Here is an 18,045-nt window from a genome sequence, read left to right as displayed (position 1 = left end):
CTCCTATGCTCAAACTATAGGGCAGGATCGTCTACCGGGGTGGGGTCAGTCCAACCTATAGGGCAGGATCGTCTACCGGGGTGGGGTCAGTCCACCTTTGGTCAGATGAATTATCCGCAAGTAGAAGACTCACTTACGACCTCATAGAACTGATAACTGGCAAACATGCCAAGTTTAGATTAGTGATTATTGAAATCATGGAGGCAACAGGTAACGTTATGTTCACCGCGTTGAGTGAAATAACTGCCAAATCCAATTTTATGCTGAAGTTTTGTGGCTCGTTACACGCCAATCATGAATCTGGTCATACAATGGGTAGCGATGTGGGGCTTATTAATACACTCGTCTTTTCTGAAGATGAGCAGAAGCTTGCTGCATTTTACATTGATAAAGGCTTCATGGCATTTCACCACTTCATTGACCAACTTTTACTGGAGGCAGAAAAATCAACAACAATCAGCCCCCGCCCCCAGCAATAGCCAGCAATTTCACAGTTTTGGTTTTCCATTTGTTCTCCCGGCGGATAATCGCCATTGGCTACCGGACTGCGGATCACATCAACGATACCGTTCCAGGCAAACCAAGCATCTTCGTGATAGTTGAAGATGGTGCCAGGCGTAATGCTGAACACTTTGCCTTGCTTGGCATCAACGTTATTCGGGGTGATCACGTCGTGGCGAAAATGGCAGTTCTTAGCGATCGTCGCAGAGGACTGCGGCAACAGGTGCGCGACCATGCGCGGCATCTCGCCGCCCATCGTTGTGATGTCGATATCAGGCATATGGGGTCACAAATTGAGGGAATAAAAAAACCGACCTTGCTGTTAAGCACAGGTCGGCATCTTTGGGGAATTTAGCGCGCACCCTGTCACAAAGCAACCAAATCAGAACTGGTACGTTTGCACTTTGGAAGTGTATTGGGTTACTTTATTGTCAATCCTTTGACAAGGAAAGCTTATGGATACGGTTGAACAGTTGAACGGTAAGTATTTTTTCAACGGCATGAGCGTTGATAAAGATGAACTACTGCTCTGGCTTATCCTTGATGAATTTAAAAAGCAGTTTAGCGATGTAGTTGACCTGCTTGCTATTGCCTCAATGTTGGTCAGTCTGCCTGTTATCCCCGTAAGCGGGAAGTTGGGTGCTGGCGCGGCAACCAAAGGTACAAGCCCCCTGTCTCTTGCATCCCGCACCCTAATCCACCAAAGGTTTAAACAAGGGCGCAGAACCATCACTTGGGCAAAAATGCTACGTGGTGAGTGGGCCTACACTACCGGTATTGGTGCATATGTTGGCCGCTGGCTTCCATGGGTTGGCGCGGTTCTAACAGCCTATGATTTAGCTATGGTAACCCGCAATGTCATTCACCGTTATGAATTGATCGTTGGGAAAGGGAGCAAGCAGTAATGAATAAGGCTGATGAAGTACGCAACCTTATCAGAAAACACTTTTGGGCCATGTCGGACGAAACATCGCTGAGTACAGGTAAAAAGAGTGTTCTATCTGAGGATGCCTATGACTTTCTTGAAGAATATTCAGACAAACTGAAAGTTGACATGACCGATTTTGACATTCGTAAATACTTCCCTAACGCGGGTATCCGCTTCATTCCTAATGCTATTCTTCCAAAATATCTTCAGACAGATCATCATGAACCGGCAGCACTGACAATCAGCATGCTTATTGAATCAGCTGAGGCTGGCCGATGGCTGTATTAGCCAGGGTCATCCCTGGCATATTGATTTATGGAGTAAAAACGCACCTAAGCGATGACAATCCCTTCCCCTATCCTCATCACATCTTTACCCTTTTGGATTAACGTCATCATTTCCGACTCGCTGAATACACCTTCATAAACGCCGAAAAGACCAACATGCCCATTGATGCCGATATTGTGCGGAGCAATGTCCCCTCCGCCCAGAATTATTGGGCGATGTGCGTAATTACGAGCACCGGCCATTGGGGCCCTATACTTATCACCATTAGCACGAAGACAGAAAATACCTGCGTCGCTGAAGCTAACAGAAAATATTGTCCAGGTCCCAACTGTATACCCGCACCATATTATTTAATTCATTAAATATCATGCGGTTAAAATGAAAATCAATTAAAGCATGCCCAAGAAAGCATGCGAAAAAACGTCAAAATAATTAAACACATATCATTTTTTTGGGGATGCTCGGAAAAAACTCGAAAGGGATTTTTGACAAAATCCCTTCTGAAGCCAACCTCTACACCGCCGGGCATAACTATCTTTTCTCTCGAACCAAAGCGGCAGCATCCCGCAACACACCTCAGAACAAAAACCGGGCAATTTTCCCAAATCAGCATCCAGCATAGAAATGTTTCGCTTCAGTTGGTATGTTAGGCAACGACTAAAATGACAAGGAAAAGTTATGGATACGGTTAAGGAATTAGGCGGGACGTATTTTTATAAGGGCGTTTCAAATCTTTCAGCGGGAGAACTTTTCTTTTGGGTTTTCCTTGACGCCGTAAATGAGCAGTTTGGGGTTTCCGATATTGTAGCTGCAGCTAGCATCATTCTGGGGCAGCCAACCCGCCCCACAAGAGGTAAATTCGCTGGAGCGACTAAAGGCACATCCATAGCTTCGGAAACAGCTCGACGCTATTTAAACATCGAGCTCCCTTTTCGACTCCCTACGTTCACCAACGCCAGTATTAAAACCTTGAAACCAAAATTTGTGAATAATCTGGGAGCATTTGTTGGCCGCACAGTTCCAGTACTCGGGTGGGTAATTCTTGCATACGATGTGTCTTCTATCGTATTTAAAGCTACAACTACTTACAATCGGATAGCCAGAGGAAGCGATAAAATATGGTAACCGACGAAAATGTTTTAATGTTCTTTCGGGGACAGCTACCCAAAGTCACTACTTTGTGGCTTAAACCTGTTCTACTTCAACCAGACGATATCCTGCAAGAATTTTCAGAGGTCGAGGATTTAGCATTAGTAATAGATAAATATTCCACTCAATTCGATATTGATGTTTCAGAATTAAATATCGAAGATTATTATCCATGGGAAATACCATGGTTTTTCCGTAAATGGTTCATAGCAAGTCCCGTAAAGCAGTCAAAAAAACCGCTAACCGTCAGAATGTTTGCTGAATCAGCCAAGGCTGGCCGCTGGCTGTATTAGGCCGGCAATCGCCGGCCATTACTAATCGATACGCCTTTCAGGCAGAGAACACGAGCGGATTGCCGAATGCATAACGCCGTTACTCAACCGTTGAATTATAGGGCATAAACACCTGACGACAGGCTCCCTCATCTACCCCGGTGCGGAATACCTTCAATGCACCAGCCACTTCCTCAGGATAATTCATCGCCAACGTGGCATTGCGCGTCACGTTCTGGAAGTACTCTCCCGGCTCAGTGACATTGTTCAGAGCGGTGCCTGATGGTAACGTTTTATCGGCCACAGACACTGCGCTGGCGCCCTCAGAATGAACGAGATAAGCAATTGGTTTTAAAGGTAAACAAAAAAAGACCGAATACGATTCCTATATTCGGTCTAGGGAAATGGCTCTTGGGAGAGAGCCGTGCGCTAAAAGTTGGCATTTTGTGCAAAGCTTGTTCAGCCGTGCACTTTAAGAGTAGCTTACCGCGCTATTTTTGCCAGCCAGTAACACGGCAAGTGATAGTTTCATGAAGAAATTAATTCCGCGTAATTTTCCATCACCAGTCACTCCAAGCTAAGCCATTGTGGGATAAGCGATTAGTTAGCGCACAGCTTTTCGGCGCGTTCGCGGTACGGCTCAACACTCATTTTATGACCGGGATTAGCAGCGTCATCCAGCAGGATCACGTCCAGCGGCTGGGCGCGCTGCCGCCCTGTTTTCACCTGCTCCTCTGCGGTTTCGTTGAGCGGGTACTGCATCAGCGTGCTGTTGTTGAGTACGAACAGTGCACCGCCGCTACGACACTGCAACGTCACCTCTTCTTTGGTGAACGCCCATTGTTTGCCGTATTCCAGCTTGGTGATGTTCACCAGTTGATCTGCCGCCAGCGCACCGGTCGCGCTTGCCAGCAGCGTTATTCCAAGTAATGCCGATTTCATGTTGTGGCCTTAAGGTTGCTATTTGATTCAATTTTCCCGCAGTTTGGGGGCATCCGGCAAGCTGCAATGTTACACCGGCGCATAAGTTGCAAATAAACTGACCAGCAGCAGCACGCCCGCGCCCAACCCCACTTCAATCCAGCAAGCCAGCACCAGCCCGCGCTGTGCCAACTGCGGCATACTGCTCATCGCCGGGACGATGGCATAACGGTTGGCCAACGCCACCATCACCATCAGCGCCACCAGTCCGGTTTTGAACAGCAGCAGGCGCTGGTAAGATGAATCAACGTCCAGCGGCCAGCTACCGAGAATAATCAAACTGTTGATCACGCCGGTCAACAACACCAGCGCTACCGCAAGGTGGCCCCAATGCGAGAAGCGTATCAGCGTAGTGACCGCATCGCTGCGGATTTGTGGTTGCGCCAGATAACGCAGGCAAACCAGCAACGGCAGCAGGCTGCCAAACCAGTAACCGGCTGCCAACAAATGCAGTGCGTGGTTAAAACGATGCGCTACGCCGAGTGCTCCATCATGCATCGCTGCATGGCCAATAAATGCCATGCTGACCAGCAACAATGTGGAAAGCAGTGCCAAAATCTGCGTGCGGCGCGGTTCTGCCAACCACAGGCTCAGCAACGCCAATAATGAAATGCCCAGGTGCCAGCGCCAGACTTCACCGAAGGTGGTGCCCAGTACCGCCCACCACACGTCCAGTCGCCAGGTGTCAGCCCAGCCGTCGCCCATCTGTCCGGCCTGAATAGCCAGCAGCACCACGGCAGAAAGCCCGGCAAGCCAGGTACAGGAGACCAGCAAAGGACGCACATCACGGGTGAGATACGGGGAAAGGCGCTGTGGCGACAATAAGGCGGTGAACAGGCTGGAGCCAAACATCAGCATCACCGCCGCAAAGTGCACAAAGCGACACAGGACAAACAGGGTCGCCAGACTCATAAGTTAGTTTACGGTGAAGCTGTACTGGCCTTTGGTTTTATGACCGTCGACCGAAACCACATGCCAGCTGACGTTATATTTTCCTGCTGCCAGGTCGGCTTCGATAGGCAGATTGACCTGGGTATTGTTGTTCGCATCAAGCTGCAACTTGCCGGTTTTCACTTCAGCGTTGTCTGGCCCGGTGATTTTAATGCCGCTAAAATTAGGCTCTATACCTTCGGAGAAGTTAAGCGTCAGCACTTTTGGTGCCGTGCTAACGCTGGCATCTGCCGCCGGTGTTTCAACTTTCAAATGAGCATGCGCCAGAGCCTGCTGTGAAGAAAGCCCAACAAACAGCACGAAAATAGTGGAAAGCAGGCGATAAGAAGAACGAATTTTACCAATCACAGTGATATCCCTTACAGCAATAATCGAGGGTGATAAGGGTTAAGGCTAACCGCCAGGGCGATGAATCAGTAGCCCAACCCACCGCAGATGATTGCGCCACGGGTAAACAGAAGAAGGGATTAACCAGTAACCCACTGTTTTAACTCTCTACCATCCCTGTAGCGTATCGGGTCAAATGATAACGAGTGTTATTATGCAAGTCGAGCAGAACGCTGGTATTTTGCGATCTGGTAGCACATATCGCTGCATAACCGCGATAAACTCAGGGCATAAAAAAACCGCGCATCGGGCAACGCCGGCACGCGGTTTTCAACCAGGGTAATTAAACCTGGCCGTTACCGTTCTCGCCAGCCGCTCCCATTTTCTTCAGATCTTTATCAATGAAGAACAGTGCATTACCGCTGTTACCCACCAGCGCCAGTTTATCCAGCACGGATTTGAACAACTTCTCTTCTTCGTGCTGCTCGGCAACGTACCACTGCAGGAAGTTGAAGGTAGAGTAATCGTGGGCAGTCATGGCAGCATGCGCCAGTTCGTTGATCTGACGGGTAATCAGTTGCTCATGTTCGTAAGTCTGCTGGAACACATCCGCCAGGGAGGCAAACTCAACCGGCGGTGCAGCGATGCTGCCCAGCAGCGGCAGGGAACCGGTATCGCTCAGGTATTCGAACAGGCGTTGCATGTGCTGCATCTCCTCCTGAGAATGCTCTTTAAGGAATGAGGCGGCCCCTTCAAAGCCTTTATCGCTGCACCATGCGCTCATTTGCAGGTACAGGTTGGCAGAGTAAAACTCCAGGTTCAGTTGCTCATTCAGCTTCTTGGTCATTTCTGGCATCAGCATAATCATTCCTTTATTTTGCAGGTATCAAATTAATTTCCACGCATTATGCCTTGGTGAAAACAAAATAAACACACCTGATTCACATCATTACCCAATTAATTTTTAATTAAATTAAAATCAACAACTTGCATAAAAAACAAGTTATTAATTTGAATTATTATGATAACCATTTACATCTATATATTTAATCAAAAGGCGAATCATTCTTATTTAAAATAATAAATAGATTACATTGCCATCAGTGTAATAAATAACCCTTCATAGCACCTGTCATTCTTTGAATTTAACTCCCCTTCTTCGCTTCAGGCTTGCCAAGCGCCGCCGGGTGCATTACCTTCTGCGCTGATCCAATGCGGTAACAGTAAGGAGAATACGGTGGGTTACAATCTGGCAGAGCTTTCCAAAAAAGAGATGGACAAAGTGAACGTTGATCTCGCGGCTTCCGGTGTGGCGTTCAAAGAACGCTACAACATGCCGGTGATCCCGGAAATGGTTGAGCGCGAACAGCCAGCGCACCTGCGTGATTATTTCCGCGAACGCGTGGCGCATTACCGCGTCGAATCACACAAGTTTTCACGCCTGCCGTACGAGCCGAAGTCCAAATAGTAAAAAGCCCGCCGAGATGGCGGGCTTGAGGTTGCTGACAAAGCAGGAAAAAGCGTGGGTTTTCCTGCTTTGTGGTGATTAGCCGAAAATCAATAAATTGATTTTCCTGATTTTTTATTTATCGACCTCTACTCGCTCTATGTAGAAATGAGGTTTGCCATCTGTCTGAAGCCCGCCGAGATGGCGGGCTTCATGTCACTTTGCGGCAAACCTGTCGGTGGCCTGCATCAGCTGATGCAGGATACCCGGTTCGTCAAACGAGTGTCCGGCCCCCTCGACGATATGCAGTTCCGCCTCCGGCCAGGCCTTCGCCAGATCCCAGGCGTTTTGCACCTGGCAAGCCATATCGTAGCGACCATGGATAATCACCGCCGGGATATGGCGGATCAGCGGGACATTGCGCAGCAGTTGATCATCGGTCTCCAGGAAGCCCATATGGGTGAAATAGTGGTTTTCTATGCGGGCAAACGCCAGCGCAAAGTCATCCTCACCAAAAGAAGCCGACTCGCTGCTTGGCAGCAAGGTAACCGTCTCCCCTTCCCACACACTCCACAGCTTCGCCGCCTCAAGCTGCACCTGCAAATCCGTTGAGGTCAGGCGCTGGCGATAAGACGCAATGACGTCCTTACGCTCTTCCTCTGAAAGAATCGACAAGACGCGCTCCCATTTCTCCGGGAAGAATCGCGAGGCACCGTCCTGATAGTACCAATGTAGCTCCTGCTTACGCAGTGTGAAGATACCGCGCAGCACCATTTCGCTGACGCGTTGCGGGTGGGTTTGCGCGTAGGCTAACGCTAACGTCGAGCCCCAGGAACCACCAAACACCAGCCACTGATCGACACCGGCCATTTCGCGCAGCCGTTCAATGTCCTGCACCAGATGCCAGGTCGTGTTGTTGTCCAGACTGGCGTGCGGCTTGGAACGGCCACAGCCACGCTGATCGAACAGCAACACCTTATAACGCTGCGGATCGAACAGTTGGCGGTGATAAGGGGAAATACCGCCGCCCGGCCCACCGTGAATAAACACCGCCGGCTTACCTTTTGGGTTGCCGCTCAGCTCCCAGTAGATCCGGTGGCCATCTCCAGTGTCCAGCCAACCGCTGTCATATGCTGCTAACGGCGGGTACAAACCTCTTAATTGTTCCATGGCGCTTCCGTCTCTGAGTGGGTCATGCCCTCATAAAAACCGAAGCCACTCATTTGGTCAACGGTAAAACCTGAAAACTCCTACCCTCCCCACCAAGTTAGCGTGCGTTTGCTTAAAATGAATACGAACTGACGACAAAATAGGGCTGGCCACGAGTAGCCAGCCGTGAACTTAGCCCCGTTTACGCAGATGTGGCTCGCGCATTTCCTGAGCGGTTTTGGCTTCAATGCTTAGCTCCGCCGTCGGCCGCAGCAACAGGCGCGCCAACCCGATAGGCTCACCGCTTTCACGGCAATAGCCGTATTCGCCGTTATGTAATCGCGTCAGCGCTGCGCTGATTTTCGGCAGCAGGCGGCTTTCACGATCCAACTGGCGGAAAAGTAATCGCAGGTCCTCTTCCCGAGCGGCTTTATCCGCTTCGTCACCGGACACCTCCCCGCCATCGATATCCCGCTTCAGCACATCAATGTGCTGCAACAGCTTTTGTTGCTCATCCAGCAAGCGCTGGCGGAAGAAAGCCCGCTGCGCCGGGTTCATGTAATCAGACTCCGGCATGGCCAGGAGCTGCTGTTGGTTTAGTAAGGTCACAACGTTCATTGCGCTCTCCGGTTATCACTTAATTGTTATATTATAACATATATTAATGATTAAGCGGCCACGCATAAGAAAACAAAATTGCACCTATAAACAATCGATTAAAAAAACCACTCGCTTTCCTGCTTGCATCCGACAGACGTAAGGGGGTTAATGGCTGAGCAACCCACCCAACCATAGGTAACTGAGAGGCCATCATGAGTAAGGGAATGGATAGCAAAAAAAATGCGAAGAAGAAGCCGTTGAAAACCCCTGCAGAAAAACGTGCAGGCAAACGCGCGAAGAAAGGCCAGTCGACCGGCGAGTAAGCGAACTTCTAACCGTAATTAAACCCGCCATGGCGGGTTTTTTGTTGCCTGAAATAATGCTCCACCTTTCAGTGGTTGGCAGGAGCAGGCCTGCCGGTTAAGCTAAACCTGTGCAGCTACTCTGAGGAAACCATGAATTTACGCGTAATAGACACTGAAACCTGCGGGCTGGAAGGCGGCGTGGTAGAGGTGGCCTCTGTTGATCTGATCGATGGACAGATCGCCAACCCAATGAGCGATTTAATCAGCCCCGACCGTCCTATTAGCATTGAGTCCATGGCCATTCACCATATCACCGAGCAGATGGTCGAAGGGAAACCACGCATCGCGGTAGCGATCGGTCGCTATCAGGGCAGCCCCTACTATGTCGCGCACAATGCAGCATTCGATCGCAGCGTGTTACCCGAAATGCGCGGCGCCTGGATATGCACCATGAAACTGGCGCGCAACCTGTACCCGGACATCAAATACGGCAACCAATATCTGCGCTATGCGCTGAATCTCGATGTTCAACTGCCGCAGGACACCACGCTTTACCCACACCGGGCGTTATACGACTGCTACGTGACCGTTGCGCTGTTGCAACGCATCATCAAGGATTCAGGTTGGACGCCGGAACAGATGGCGCAAATCACTGACCAGCCAGTGCTGCTGAAGAAGTTTAAGTTCGGTAAGTATCGTGGACAGGAAATTGATCGCGTCGCGCAGGAAGATCCCGGCTATTTACGCTGGATGCTGAAATCTATCGAAGACCTCAGTCCGGACATGAAGCACACGCTGAAATACTATCTAATTGGTTGAAAAAGCGGGCAGCACCGGCCGCCCGCCTGAAGGTTACTTCGCCAGCGCCAGAATAAAGGCGTACTCCAGCGCGATATCTTCATAAGCTTTGAAACGCCCGGACTTGCCGCCGTGGCCGGAATCCATATCGGTATAAAGCAACAGTTGGCGATCGTCCGTCTTCAGCTCACGTAGCTTGGCCACCCACTTGGCCGGCTCCCAATACTGCACCTGAGAGTCATGCAGGCCGGTGGTGACCAGCATATGCGGATAATCCTGCGCCTTAACCTGATCGTACGGGCTGTATTGCAAAATGTAGTCGTAATACGCCTGCTCGTTCGGGTTGCCCCATTCGTCGTACTCACCGGTAGTTAGCGGAATCGACTCGTCGAGCATGGTGGTGACCACATCAACAAAAGGCACCTGCGCCACAATGCCGTTGAACAACTTGGGTGCCTGGTTAATCACCGCGCCCATCAGCAGGCCACCGGCGCTGCCGCCCATGGCGAATACCCGTTTGGCGTCACCGTAACCTTGGGCGATCAACGCCTCGGTCACGTCGATGAAGTCGTTGAAGGTGTTTTGCTTTTTGAACAATTTACCGTCTTCATACCACAGTTGCCCCAGTTCACCGCCGCCGCGAATGTGTGCCAGTACAAACACAAAACCACGATCCAACAGGCTTAAGCGGCTGGCGCTGAAGGCCGGATCCATACTGCTGCCGTAGGATCCGTAGCCATACACCATCAGCGGGTTAGTGCCGCGCGTGAAGCTATCGTGGCGGTAGACCAGAGAAACCGGAACTTCGACGCCATCGCGTGCCTTCACCCATACCCGCTCGCTGCGGTAATTTTCCGGGGTGAAGTTTTTCACGTCCTGCTGCTTGAGCATAACGCGCTCATCGCTGTCGAGATTAAGCTCATACAACGTGGTCGGCGTGGTCATCGAAGAATAGCCATAGCGCAGCAGCTCGGTTTCCGGTTCCGGGTTATACGCCAGCCAGGTGGTGTAGGTAGGATCGTCGAAGGCAATGCGCTTCACTTCGCCGCTCTGCCAGTGGATCTGTCGCAGTTGGGTCAGGCCTTCGCTGCGCTCTTCCACCACCAGCCAGTCACGGAACAGGCTAAAGCCCTCCAGCATCACCTCGATGCGTGGAGCGATCAGCGTCTGCCACTGCGCCTCATCCGCCTGCTCACTCTGGTAGAGTCCGAAGTTCTTGCCGTCCTTGTTGGAACGGATATAGAAATGCTGGTGATAGTGATCGATACCATATTCATGATCCTTACGACGCGGCACAAACATCTGCGGCTTGCTGTCGGCGCGATCGGCGTCCAGCAGCAGGATTTCCGAAGTGGTGGTGCTGCTCAGGTGGATCAGAATAAAACGATCGGAAGTGGTCTTTTCCAAGCCGACGTAGAAGGTGTCATCCTTTTCTTCGTAGATCAGCTCATCGAGCTGCGGATCGGTGCCCACCACGTGGCGATAGACCTGATAAGGCAGCAGCGTTTTGGCGTGTTTGCGTACGTAATACACGGTGGCCGAGTCATTGGCCCATTCAAAGCTGCCGGAGGTATTTTCCAGCACTTCATCAGTCCAGCTATCGTCGCTGAGGTTTTTGAATCGAATGTCGTACTGGCGACGGGAAAGGAAATCCTCCGCGACCGCCAGCTTATGGTTGTCGGGGCTAACTTCCAGCCCGCCAAGGGTATAAAACTCACGCTGCTCGGCACGTTGGTTACCGTCGATCAGAGTGTCCCAATGCTCGCTCTCGGCCTGCGGCTGACGGACGTAAATCGCGTATTCATTGCCCGGTTCGAAGCGGGTTTGATAACGGTAGCCGTGCCGGACGTAAGGCACCGAATGTTCCTGCTGGGGAATACGCGCCACCATCTCTTCATACAGAGTTTCGCGCAGCGCCTGCTGCGGTTTCAACACTGCGTCGGTAAAGGCGTTTTCCGCCTGCAGATAGTCCAGCACCTGCGGGTCTGCGCGCTCATCGTCGCGCAGCCAATAATAGTCATCTACCCGCGTGTCGCCGTGGGTAGTGATGGGATAAGGACGTTTTTCTGCCTTAGGGGGTGTCATCATTGCTAAATCATCCGCTTACCTTGATTAAGGCAAGAGTGACACGATTCCCCCCGGCTTGCCAAGCGGCGCTACGCCAGCTCGCGCTTTTTCTCGTTCACGTCGTTTTCGATGCCCTGCTTAACGTCCGCCGGGATCTTCAACGACTGCGCCAGCGCGTCGAGATAACCGCGCTCCATAAAGTGATCGACGTCTATCACCATGCAGCTCAGGTAATAAACTTCTAACGCTTCGTCTTCATTCTTCACACTCTGGGCGATCAGATCCGGGTTCAGCGGCTGGTCAATGGCCTCTTGCACCCATTTTTGCGCTTCCTCTCCTACCTGCAGCTGTTCCAGGCTGTGGTCGATAGCGCGTTTTTCTTCCGCATCGATATGGCCATCGCTCTTGGCGGCAAACACCAGCGCCTGCACCAGCCGTTTGGCGCGCAAATCTACCGGCGTGGTTTGCAGACCGAACTGCGGTTCATCCTGATGGGTTTCTTTCACTCGTTGCTTATACTTATTCCACAACACTGCGCCCACCGCCGCGCTGCCGCCGATAATCAACGCGTTCTTGCCGAATTTACCCACCAATTTGCGTGATGACTTGTTCGCAAGCAAGACGCCCACCAGGCCACCCAGTGCGGTCGGGGCCAGCAGTTTGCCGATGCCTTCCGTCCCGCCGATTGAACCGGCCTTTTGCCCAATCATGGATTGGATCTGCTGCATCCAGTTATTTTTCATACTTTACCCTTTGCCGAAGGAAACGTAGCGCGCAGGCACAGATGGGCCTAACCGCCGGTGAACCGTCAGATTAGGGGATTATTTGTCAATATACGTATGGGGGATGAAAACCTGTGTAGCAAGGAAAGTGGCCGGTTTCGCCGCTTGGCACAAACCGGCTGGCAAAGTATTAAGGCTGTTCGCCCTCTTCGCCCGAGTGTTCTTCGTCTTGTTCGTACTCCGCCAGCTCGTCACGCATCGCCTGAATGGACTCGCGAGCCAACAGCGACAGGGTACGGTAAAAACCGGTAGAGGCATGAGCTTCCACTTTGCCAAGGAAGCGGCCGCACCAGGGCAGCAAATAGTCGTCAAACAAGGTGATCTGCGCCTGTGCTTCGTCTTCCTGCGCCTGATCTTCCAGCCAGGAGGCGGCCAACAGCAATGAACCGAAATGATCGGCTGGCGCTTCGCCAAGCGGCATACCGCGCTGCTGCAGGAAAGTACGTACTTCCGCTTCTGTCGCCCCTTCAACATAGGCAGAACGGAATGGTGATACGCTGCATTCACTGCCGACAAACATCGCGTTGAAATCACTGGACAGCTGGTTGACATCACAACCCTGCTGCAGACGGACCAACAGTTCATCCTGCTCCAGCGGCCAGTGCTGTCGCAGTTTGCCTTCTTTGATCAACGTAAACAGCGGCACCAGCAATGGATCTTGCGGCTGACGATAAAACAGCGTACCCAACACGCGGCAAACAACAGAAAACTCATTCATGATAATGCCTTATACAATACGGAAAAATTTGCCGGGACGATGTCACAAATCGGCCAGTTCCGCAATCGCTGGCTTGCCGCGCCGTTCGAGAAAGTCCAGCAGGCGCCGTGGGCTAACGTTAAGGATGCGCTCCTGCGGGAACTCCACTTCGGCAATAATGCGCTCGCAGTGTTCAAAACCGCCAAGCGAGAAGGCAATATGTGAATCCGAGCCCAGCGCTAACCAGCCACCGGCATCGCGCACTGCGGCGGCAATGGCCCGGCAGTTGTCTTCACTGCCCTTGCGCGAATGGGTAAACGACGAGTTGTTCAGTTCCAGCGCCACTTCATACTTGGCCGCCGCAGCGGCAACCGCAGCAATATCAATCGGGTATCTTGGGTTCCCGGGGTGGCTGATAATGTGCACATCCCCCTGCGCCATCGCGGCGATCATTGCTTCGGTATTGGCGGCCTTGTCCTGTGGCGCAAACACCGGCTCGTGGAAACCGGCGATAATCACGTCGATTTTATCCAGCATCGGACCGGTGCAGTCGATATCACCTTGCCGATTTTTGATGTTGGCCTCGATGCCGCGCAGGATGCCTACGCCGTCCACCAGACGCGGCCACACGTGCATATTCATAAAGTGCCAATAATGCGGTGCATCGGCCATATCCGGGCCGTGGTCGGTGATGGCGAAAAGTTTGATGCCCTTTTGCCGGGCTTCGACGATGTAATCATGCAACGTGCTATAGGCGTGGGTGCTGGCGACGGTGTGCATATGTAAATCAACGGGGTACATTGCTTCTCCTTCTGAGCAGCCTGCCAGAATACGGCGGCAGGCGCGGTTTGTTATTTATCGAGTTTAGCCGGTGCATCACCGGAAGATCAGTAACCGAGCAGCATATCTACCACTCCGGCCGGTGTTTCGCCGGCCTCAAGCGCGAGAATGTTCGCCGCTATCTGATCCATCGCCGCTTCCGGTAAGGTGATGGCAGCAATATGCGGGGTAATGGTGACACGCGGATGACGCCAGAACGGATGCGCCTGCGCCAGCGGCTCAGTGACGAACACGTCCAATGTAGCGGCGGCAAGCCGGCCTTGCTCCAGCGCCTGTAACAGATCCTCCTCAACCAGATGCGCGCCGCGTGCCAGGTTGATCAGATAAGCCCCCGGAGCCAAATGCGCGAACAGCTGCTGATTGAGGATCCCGGCGGTTTCCGGCGTATTGGGCAGCAGATTGATCAGCAATTGCACACCATCGAGAAACGCGGCGCGCTGTTCGACTCCGGCAAAGCTCTGCACGCCGTCGATTTGTTTGGGGCTGCGGCTCCAGCAACGTACGTTAAAACCAAACGCCGTCAGCTTCTGCGCCACGCTTTTCCCCAACACTCCGGCGCCGAGAATGCCAATAGTGAAGTTATCCTGCTGATGGGGATCGAGCGGCCGCCACTCTTGCTGCTGTTGCAACAGCAGATATTCATCAAAACGGCGGAAATAGCGCAACACATAGCTCAGTGCATATTCCTGCATCTGTTGCGCCATGCCGGTATCTTCAAGGCGCAGCAACGGCACACCTGCCGGCAGGGTACCCGGGTAGGCACGTTCTTGCTCCAGAATAGCGTCAACGCCGGCACCGAGGGCAAACACGCCTTTCAACCGACCACGGCTAGCCAACATCTCATGGGGGGGGCGCCACACCAGCGCGTAATCCGCCGGACGATCATCGCCCGGTTGCCAGGCACGTACCTTAGCTTGCGGCAGGCGCTGTGACAGGCCGGTTAGCCATTCCTCGGCATTAAAGAAAGGGTGGTAAAAAATGATGTTCATCTTCGCATCTCCGTCTGTTTTTATCTGTTTCCACCCAGACTTCCGCGATTCGCCGACAGATGCAAGCGTTAAAGCCCAAAACGAAAACAGCCCCGACCAGTGGGGCTGTTTTTATGCTGCGGGATCTCAGGCGGCGACAGGCGTGTCGTGCCTGATAAGACGGCGCAGCAGCGGGATAAAAATCAGCATCACCACGCCGACGCCTGCGGCTCCCCAGCCCAGCACGCTGAACACTTCGCTGTAACCAGGGTTGGTCAACACCGGAGTACTGCCGCTGTTTTCCGGCATCAGGCCCGAAACGTAGCCCGCCAATACCGAAGCGACGCCGGTGACCATCATCCAGCAACCCATCATCACCCCCTGATAGCGCGGGGGAGCTAATTTGCCGATCATCGCGTAGCCGATCGGGGAAATCATCAATTCACCGATGCTCTGCAGCACATAACTGATGGCAATCCATTTAAACGCTACCAGCCCGTCACCGCCGGCTAGGCTGATACCCAATGGCAGTACCAGCATACCCAGCCCGATACAAAACAACGAACCGGAGAACTGCATCGGAATGTCGATTTTGCAGCCACGGGCGCGCAGACTATTGAACCACCAGGCCATCAACGGCCCACCAACCACGATAACCAGCGTATTGATGTTCTGGATCCACTGCGGTGCCACCTGAATACCGTAGACGTTCAGGTTGATATTGTGCTCGGAGAACAGCATCAGCCCCATCGGCGCCAACTGATACAGCGCCCAAAACACCAATGAGCCCAGCGACAAGATAAGGTAAGCCGTCATCCGGCGGCGTTCGTCACGCGGGTGATGACGTAACGTGACCACGCACAGCATCAGGAAAATCAGCACGCCAAGGCCAATAACGAAATAACCGCTGAACTCCGCGTGGGTCAACATCACGCGGATAATAGGCACCAACCCCACCAATACCGCTAACCCGACCAGCATGCGCCAGCGATATTCTCCACGGCTGGCATCATGCAATGGTGTGTTGAGGTCGGCCAGAATGCGCCAACGGCTGACGGCGACGATGATTGCCGCCGCATTGCCCAGAGTGGCGAACAGGAACAGCGCGCGATAGTTTTCGGTCAGTTGGAAATAGCCAGCGACGGTAAAACCGACAAAGAAACCCAGGTTCATCCCGGCGTAGTTCCACAGGAAGGCTGATTCGCGCCGATCGTCGTCCGGCTTAAAACGCTGGGTCAACATCATATTAATGCAGGTGACGTTCAGCCCACTGCCGGTCAGAAACATCGCCAGGCCCCAGTAGAGTCCCCAAACCCCGGCAACGGCGATCAACCCGCAACCGATCACCTGCAGCATCATACCCAGCACGAACAGGTTGCGGTTACTGAGGAAGCGCCCACCCAGATAGCCACCGAACATATGCAAGCCGTAGTTGAACGCCCCGAATACGCCCATCATGGCGTTGGCGTTAGTTTCGCTGAAACCAAGTCGCTTGGTGGCGTACAGAACTAACGTGGAGTACAGGACGGCAAAACCCAGCGTGGCGAAGATTTGGATAAAGAACAGTGCCCCGGCCCCCGGAGGAATGGCATGGCGCTGAGGCGCCGTTGGTGTGGAATCTGTCGAAGTCAAAATGAACCTCTGCTGCATTATTATTTGTTAGATCAATCCCTGTCTGCTTATCGCCGGGTCGTTGCCCGGCAACCTGCGCGACGGTGTGAAGATCCTTGCCAAAACCCCGCGCCAGCACCTTTCCATTTAGCGATACATATGACTAATAATCCAGTATTAATGCATACAACAGCACTGCAGACCTCACTCTTGCTGATATATTGAGCTAATACATACTAAAGCGTTCAAATATTAGCCTGCTATATAATTTACGCCATGTCTCCCCATCAATTGCTGCGACATGATGGGCGATCGCTCGGTAAATCAGCAAATTGCTGCAAGTTTAGCTAAACAGTCATGGTTATGTCACAAGAGGGTTGACGCTGGGATCAGATTCTCCTACATTAGCGCCCGTCGACAGCGCAATGCGTTAGCGATGAAGTAAAACGGTGAGGTGTCTGAGTGGCTGAAGGAGCACGCCTGGAAAGTGTGTATACGCGAAAGTGTATCGAGGGTTCGAACCCCTCTCTCACCGCCATATTCCACGAGAAAGCCTGAACGCAAGTTCAGGCTTTTTTGTTGTCTGCAAGACAGGGAATTCGGGTGTCAGGCCCCCACCCCTGCCGTTCGCCGCAGTTTTCAGCAAAGCGAACACGGCTTAAGCGGACGCGCCGAAACGCAGAAATTCTGCTTGACCGGATCGCTCGCTCTCCCTATAGTAGCGCCCCGTTGCAGCAGTGAGCACGCAACGACAAAATACGGTGAGGTGTCTGAGTGGCTGAAGGAGCACGCCTGGAAAGTGTGTATACGCGTAAGTGTATCGAGGGTTCGAACCCCTCCCTCACCGCCATATTTTACGAGAAAGTCTGGATTAATCTCCAGACTTTTTTTTGCATGTCATACCGACCGGGAGGGTGAGCGCAGCGAATCAAGCCCCCTTCACCGCCGAGTGACAAGCACAGATTCAGCACTTCTGATGAATAAGCACTTTCAGTTTAATCTGATTTATTGTACCAAGAAGATGTGATCCACCTCCCCATACCTCTCGATGATGCCTAATATTTTACCTTTTAACTCATATAGTTATATCATCACACTTTCACGTCCAGTTACTTATTTTGTCCATGTTCAAGATAAATACAGTTTCAACTTGTTAAAATTAATAACCTTTTTGTGTCTAAAATCAATTAACTCGGCTGAGTTTATGAGAGAATATTGAGCAATACTACCCACATACGGAAAATTATTATGGTTAGACCAACAAAGCCTCTCCACCGAAACTGATATCAACCTCCAATATTTCCACTTAGCTACCAAGGTGGCGGCTTGGAATGAGCCTCCCAAAATTAGCAAAAGGATATATTTGCGAAGTGACAAAGTGGTG

General features: G+C 52.0%; 20 protein-coding genes and 2 tRNA genes. 8 read left to right on the top strand and 14 right to left on the bottom strand.

Annotated features, from left to right (window positions below):
• Nucleotides 1-406: 406 nt before the first annotated feature.
• Nucleotides 407-781, bottom strand: coding sequence for a hypothetical protein (locus tag ACUTSU_RS16940; RefSeq protein WP_445650872.1), 375 nt, complete (start codon nucleotides 779-781; stop codon nucleotides 407-409).
• 175 nt (nucleotides 782-956) lie between these two features.
• On the opposite strand from ACUTSU_RS16940, the gene ACUTSU_RS16935 reads away from it, so the two are divergent.
• The 4 genes from ACUTSU_RS16935 (at nucleotide 957) to ACUTSU_RS16920 (ending at nucleotide 3,159) form a co-directional block, all read left to right on the top strand.
• A complete protein-coding gene (locus tag ACUTSU_RS16935) occupies nucleotides 957-1,406 on the top strand; it encodes an STM2901 family protein (RefSeq protein ID WP_445650871.1) in 450 nt (149 codons plus the stop codon).
• The gene (locus ACUTSU_RS16930) at nucleotides 1,406-1,717 is read left to right on the top strand and encodes a DUF1493 family protein (RefSeq protein ID WP_445650870.1); all 312 of its coding nucleotides are present in this window, start codon (nucleotides 1,406-1,408) and stop codon (nucleotides 1,715-1,717) included. The genes ACUTSU_RS16935 and ACUTSU_RS16930 overlap by 1 nt, the downstream gene beginning before the upstream one ends.
• A gap of 678 nt (nucleotides 1,718-2,395) precedes the next feature.
• Nucleotides 2,396-2,842, top strand: a complete 447-nt coding sequence (locus ACUTSU_RS16925; protein WP_445650868.1) for an STM2901 family protein — start codon at nucleotides 2,396-2,398, stop codon at nucleotides 2,840-2,842.
• A complete protein-coding gene (locus ACUTSU_RS16920) occupies nucleotides 2,836-3,159 on the top strand; it encodes a DUF1493 family protein (RefSeq protein WP_445654429.1) in 324 nt (107 codons plus the stop codon). The genes ACUTSU_RS16925 and ACUTSU_RS16920 overlap by 7 nt, the downstream gene beginning before the upstream one ends.
• A 79-nt stretch (nucleotides 3,160-3,238) precedes the next feature.
• On the opposite strand, the gene ACUTSU_RS16915 is transcribed toward ACUTSU_RS16920, so the two are convergent.
• The 5 genes from ACUTSU_RS16915 to ftnA form a co-directional block, all read right to left on the bottom strand.
• Complete coding sequence (locus ACUTSU_RS16915; RefSeq protein ID WP_445654428.1) at nucleotides 3,239-3,448, bottom strand: pyocin knob domain-containing protein; 210 nt, start codon at nucleotides 3,446-3,448, stop codon at nucleotides 3,239-3,241.
• A gap of 290 nt (nucleotides 3,449-3,738) precedes the next feature.
• The gene (locus tag ACUTSU_RS16910) at nucleotides 3,739-4,080 is read right to left on the bottom strand and encodes a YebY family protein (RefSeq protein ID WP_445650865.1); all 342 of its coding nucleotides are present in this window, start codon (nucleotides 4,078-4,080) and stop codon (nucleotides 3,739-3,741) included.
• 69 nt (nucleotides 4,081-4,149) lie between these two features.
• Nucleotides 4,150-5,031, bottom strand: coding sequence for a copper homeostasis membrane protein CopD (gene copD, locus ACUTSU_RS16905; RefSeq protein ID WP_445650864.1), 882 nt, complete (start codon nucleotides 5,029-5,031; stop codon nucleotides 4,150-4,152).
• Between the two features lie 3 nt (nucleotides 5,032-5,034).
• Nucleotides 5,035-5,418 (bottom strand): CopC domain-containing protein YobA, encoded by a 384-nt coding sequence (gene yobA, locus ACUTSU_RS16900; RefSeq protein ID WP_445654427.1) that lies wholly within the window; start codon nucleotides 5,416-5,418, stop codon nucleotides 5,035-5,037.
• Nucleotides 5,419-5,740: 322 nt separating this feature from the next.
• Nucleotides 5,741-6,259: a non-heme ferritin gene (gene ftnA / locus ACUTSU_RS16895; protein WP_445650862.1), complete on the bottom strand. Its 519-nt coding sequence runs from the start codon at nucleotides 6,257-6,259 to the stop codon at nucleotides 5,741-5,743.
• Between the two features lie 375 nt (nucleotides 6,260-6,634).
• Here ftnA and ACUTSU_RS16890 point away from each other — a divergent pair, with 375 nt between their 5' ends.
• Nucleotides 6,635-6,865 carry a DNA polymerase III subunit theta gene (locus tag ACUTSU_RS16890; RefSeq protein ID WP_445650861.1) on the top strand — a complete coding sequence of 77 codons (231 nt, stop codon included), beginning with the start codon at nucleotides 6,635-6,637 and terminating at the stop codon, nucleotides 6,863-6,865.
• A gap of 195 nt (nucleotides 6,866-7,060) precedes the next feature.
• Here the strand turns inward: ACUTSU_RS16890 and pip are convergent, their stop codons facing one another.
• Nucleotides 7,061-8,014 carry a prolyl aminopeptidase gene (gene pip, locus ACUTSU_RS16885; RefSeq protein WP_445650860.1) on the bottom strand — a complete coding sequence of 318 codons (954 nt, stop codon included), beginning with the start codon at nucleotides 8,012-8,014 and terminating at the stop codon, nucleotides 7,061-7,063.
• A gap of 171 nt (nucleotides 8,015-8,185) precedes the next feature.
• Nucleotides 8,186-8,611 (bottom strand): TraR/DksA C4-type zinc finger protein, encoded by a 426-nt coding sequence (locus ACUTSU_RS16880; protein ID WP_445650859.1) that lies wholly within the window; start codon nucleotides 8,609-8,611, stop codon nucleotides 8,186-8,188.
• Nucleotides 8,612-9,048: 437 nt separating this feature from the next.
• Here ACUTSU_RS16880 and exoX point away from each other — a divergent pair, with 437 nt between their 5' ends.
• Nucleotides 9,049-9,717 carry an exodeoxyribonuclease X gene (exoX, locus tag ACUTSU_RS16875; protein WP_445650858.1) on the top strand — a complete coding sequence of 223 codons (669 nt, stop codon included), beginning with the start codon at nucleotides 9,049-9,051 and terminating at the stop codon, nucleotides 9,715-9,717.
• Between the two features lie 33 nt (nucleotides 9,718-9,750).
• Here exoX and ACUTSU_RS16870 read toward each other — a convergent pair whose 3' ends face one another.
• The 6 genes from ACUTSU_RS16870 to ACUTSU_RS16845 form a co-directional block, all read right to left on the bottom strand.
• Nucleotides 9,751-11,784, bottom strand: a complete 2,034-nt coding sequence (locus ACUTSU_RS16870) for a S9 family peptidase (RefSeq protein ID WP_445650857.1) — start codon at nucleotides 11,782-11,784, stop codon at nucleotides 9,751-9,753.
• Nucleotides 11,785-11,852: 68 nt separating this feature from the next.
• Nucleotides 11,853-12,506, bottom strand: coding sequence for a tellurite resistance TerB family protein (locus ACUTSU_RS16865; RefSeq protein WP_445654426.1), 654 nt, complete (start codon nucleotides 12,504-12,506; stop codon nucleotides 11,853-11,855).
• A gap of 169 nt (nucleotides 12,507-12,675) precedes the next feature.
• Complete coding sequence (locus ACUTSU_RS16860; RefSeq protein WP_445654425.1) at nucleotides 12,676-13,263, bottom strand: TorD/DmsD family molecular chaperone; 588 nt, start codon at nucleotides 13,261-13,263, stop codon at nucleotides 12,676-12,678.
• 42 nt (nucleotides 13,264-13,305) lie between these two features.
• Nucleotides 13,306-14,043, bottom strand: coding sequence for a phosphatase (locus ACUTSU_RS16855; protein ID WP_135316113.1), 738 nt, complete (start codon nucleotides 14,041-14,043; stop codon nucleotides 13,306-13,308).
• Nucleotides 14,044-14,129: 86 nt separating this feature from the next.
• Nucleotides 14,130-15,071: a glyoxylate/hydroxypyruvate reductase GhrA gene (ghrA, locus tag ACUTSU_RS16850; RefSeq protein WP_445650853.1), complete on the bottom strand. Its 942-nt coding sequence runs from the start codon at nucleotides 15,069-15,071 to the stop codon at nucleotides 14,130-14,132.
• Nucleotides 15,072-15,197: 126 nt separating this feature from the next.
• A complete protein-coding gene (locus ACUTSU_RS16845; RefSeq protein ID WP_445650852.1) occupies nucleotides 15,198-16,700 on the bottom strand; it encodes a peptide MFS transporter in 1,503 nt (500 codons plus the stop codon).
• A gap of 409 nt (nucleotides 16,701-17,109) precedes the next feature.
• Here ACUTSU_RS16845 and ACUTSU_RS16840 point away from each other — a divergent pair.
• Together ACUTSU_RS16840 and ACUTSU_RS16835 are read left to right on the top strand one after the other, a co-directional pair.
• Nucleotides 17,110-17,199 (top strand) — tRNA-Ser (locus tag ACUTSU_RS16840).
• Nucleotides 17,200-17,421: 222 nt separating this feature from the next.
• Nucleotides 17,422-17,511, top strand: a tRNA-Ser gene (locus tag ACUTSU_RS16835).
• Nucleotides 17,512-18,045: the final 534 nt, after the last annotated feature.

Source organism: Serratia sp. NA_13 (genome assembly GCF_052691735.1).
This window is presented reverse-complemented; position numbering and strand designations above follow the sequence as displayed.

Coding starts and splice junctions, on each gene's coding strand:
- ACUTSU_RS16940 (WP_445650872.1), bottom strand. CDS start 781: ATGCCTGATATCGACATCACAACGATGGGCGGCGAGATGCCGCGCATG.
- ACUTSU_RS16935 (WP_445650871.1), top strand. CDS start 957: ATGGATACGGTTGAACAGTTGAACGGTAAGTATTTTTTCAACGGCATG.
- ACUTSU_RS16930 (WP_445650870.1), top strand. CDS start 1,406: ATGAATAAGGCTGATGAAGTACGCAACCTTATCAGAAAACACTTTTGG.
- ACUTSU_RS16925 (WP_445650868.1), top strand. CDS start 2,396: ATGGATACGGTTAAGGAATTAGGCGGGACGTATTTTTATAAGGGCGTT.
- ACUTSU_RS16920 (WP_445654429.1), top strand. CDS start 2,836: ATGGTAACCGACGAAAATGTTTTAATGTTCTTTCGGGGACAGCTACCC.
- ACUTSU_RS16910 (WP_445650865.1), bottom strand. CDS start 4,080: ATGAAATCGGCATTACTTGGAATAACGCTGCTGGCAAGCGCGACCGGT.
- copD (WP_445650864.1), bottom strand. CDS start 5,031: ATGAGTCTGGCGACCCTGTTTGTCCTGTGTCGCTTTGTGCACTTTGCG.
- ftnA (WP_445650862.1), bottom strand. CDS start 6,259: ATGCTGATGCCAGAAATGACCAAGAAGCTGAATGAGCAACTGAACCTG.
- pip (WP_445650860.1), bottom strand. CDS start 8,014: ATGGAACAATTAAGAGGTTTGTACCCGCCGTTAGCAGCATATGACAGC.
- ACUTSU_RS16880 (WP_445650859.1), bottom strand. CDS start 8,611: ATGAACGTTGTGACCTTACTAAACCAACAGCAGCTCCTGGCCATGCCG.
- exoX (WP_445650858.1), top strand. CDS start 9,049: ATGAATTTACGCGTAATAGACACTGAAACCTGCGGGCTGGAAGGCGGC.
- ACUTSU_RS16870 (WP_445650857.1), bottom strand. CDS start 11,784: ATGATGACACCCCCTAAGGCAGAAAAACGTCCTTATCCCATCACTACC.
- ACUTSU_RS16865 (WP_445654426.1), bottom strand. CDS start 12,506: ATGAAAAATAACTGGATGCAGCAGATCCAATCCATGATTGGGCAAAAG.
- ACUTSU_RS16860 (WP_445654425.1), bottom strand. CDS start 13,263: ATGAATGAGTTTTCTGTTGTTTGCCGCGTGTTGGGTACGCTGTTTTAT.
- ACUTSU_RS16855 (WP_135316113.1), bottom strand. CDS start 14,043: ATGTACCCCGTTGATTTACATATGCACACCGTCGCCAGCACCCACGCC.
- ghrA (WP_445650853.1), bottom strand. CDS start 15,071: ATGAACATCATTTTTTACCACCCTTTCTTTAATGCCGAGGAATGGCTA.
- ACUTSU_RS16845 (WP_445650852.1), bottom strand. CDS start 16,700: ATGCAGCAGAGGTTCATTTTGACTTCGACAGATTCCACACCAACGGCG.